This window comes from Variovorax sp. P1_H12_2 (assembly GCF_056405335.1).
Genome location: NZ_JBFUCI010000693.1, coordinates 1 through 1,713 on the forward strand (window position 1 = coordinate 1; position 1,713 = coordinate 1,713).

Sequence of the window (1,713 nt, forward strand, 5' to 3'; positions counted from 1 at the left end):
GCCTCGCGCGCACCTGCCGCGACATGGATGAACTCGCTTCGCATTTCGCCGAGCGTGGCTTTCGCGTGATCTGCCCCGACACCATCGGCCGCGGGCTGAGCCAGTGGAGCCCGGTGCCGGACGACGAGTACCAGCTGTCCTTCTACGGCCGGCTCGCGCTCGGGCTGTTCGATGAACTGAAGCTCACGCGCGTGCACTGGGTCGGGACCTCGATGGGGGGTGCCATCGGCATGGTGTCGGCCTCGGGCCTGCTCGAGCCGACGATGAAGCCGCGCATCGCGAGCCTGGTGCTCAACGACAACGCGCCGCAGATCGCGGCGGCCGCGATCGCGCGCATTCGCTCGTATGCGGGCCAGCCGCCGGCCTTCGACACCGTGGTCGAACTCGAGCAGTTCTTCCGCACGGTCTACAAGCCCTATGGCTGGCTCAGCGATGCCCAATGGCGGCGGCTCACCGAGACCTCGACCTGCCGGCTGCCCGACGGCCGCGTGACGCCGCACTACGACCCGGCGATGGTGCGGCAGTTCGAAGCCCATCCCGACGACTACCTGCTGTGGGCGCACTACGACGCCATCGAGGCGCCGATGCTGTGCCTGCGCGGCGCCGAATCCGACCTGGTGCTGCCGGACACGCTGGACGAGATGCGCCGGCGCGRCCCCGGTGCGGCGGGCCGCCTGCAGGTGATCGAGGTTCCGGGCTGCGGCCATGCGCCTGCGCTCAACGTGCCTGCCCATCTGGACCCGATCGAGGCCTTTGTCCGAGCTGCCGGCACGTGATCGAAGGTGGTCCGACAATCGGGCCGCCCACTCAACACGGAGTCCTCCTTCATGGCGCTATCTCTCTACGACATTTCCGTCCCGGTGTTCAGCCGCGGACTCGGCCAGCTCTCGCATGTGCTGGACAAGGGCCTCGCGCATGCGCAGGCCTCGGGCATCGATCCGGTCGAACTCGTCAATGCGCGGCTGGCGCCGGACATGTTCACGCTGGCGGGGCAGGTGCAGAGCGCGAGCGACGCCTCCAAGCTCGGTACGGCGCGGCTGGCCGGCATCACGGCGCCGAGCTTTCCCGATACCGAGACCACCTATGCCGAGCTGCAGGCGCGGGTCGCGAAGACCATCGAATTTCTCCAGGGCGTGGACCGCACGCTGATCGACGGCGCCGAGGCGCGCGAGATCACGATGAAGGTGCGCGGCAATGAATTGAAGTTCACGGCCGAGCGCTACCTGCTGCAGTTTGCGCTGCCGAACTTCTTCTTCCACGTCACCACGGCCTACGACGTGCTGCGGCACAGGGGCGTGGCGCTCAGCAAGCTCGACTACCTCGGGCGCTTTTGAGCGCGCTGCGCCGCAGAACTAAGGGTAAACACCAGGTCTGAGCCGCACCGCGCCAACGAATTCCAGTCCGGACTTCCTCCGAGGATTGCGAATGTATGGCTCGTTGCGCGGGCGGTGCCTGTGATCGATCTCGCCCTGGCGTTCTCGGCCGGCGTGCTGACGGTGGCGGCGCCTTGCGTGCTGCCCATGCTGCCGATCGTGCTGGGCGCATCGATCGATGCGCCGGATCGCGTGCGGCCGCTCTTCATCACGGCCGGATTCGTCGCGGCGTTCGCTGGCGTGACGGTGGCGTTCAGCCTCTTCTCGCAGGTGGCAGGGCTCTCGGCCGAGGCCTTGCGCCATGCGGCCATCGCAGGGCTGCTGCTGTTCGGCCTGGCCA

2 protein-coding genes and 1 pseudogene are annotated in these 1,713 nt (G+C 68.0%); all 3 read left to right on the forward strand.

Features of this window, described 5'->3' with window-relative positions; genetic code table 11:
• A partial coding sequence (locus AC1D2K_RS34260) for an alpha/beta fold hydrolase (protein WP_478094833.1) occupies positions 1-776 on the forward strand: 776 nt, incomplete at its 5' end.
• 51 nt (positions 777-827) lie between these two features.
• Positions 828-1,334 (forward strand): DUF1993 domain-containing protein, encoded by a 507-nt coding sequence (locus AC1D2K_RS34265; protein ID WP_478094834.1) that lies wholly within the window; start codon positions 828-830, stop codon positions 1,332-1,334.
• 120 nt (positions 1,335-1,454) lie between these two features.
• Positions 1,455-1,713, forward strand: a pseudogene (locus AC1D2K_RS34270) (cytochrome c biogenesis protein CcdA); the annotation flags it as partial.

Bases quoted from the DNA above. Each gene is read 5' to 3' on its own strand.
- AC1D2K_RS34265 (WP_478094834.1), top strand. From the start codon at position 828: ATGGCGCTATCTCTCTACGACATTTCCGTCCCGGTGTTCAGCCGCGGA.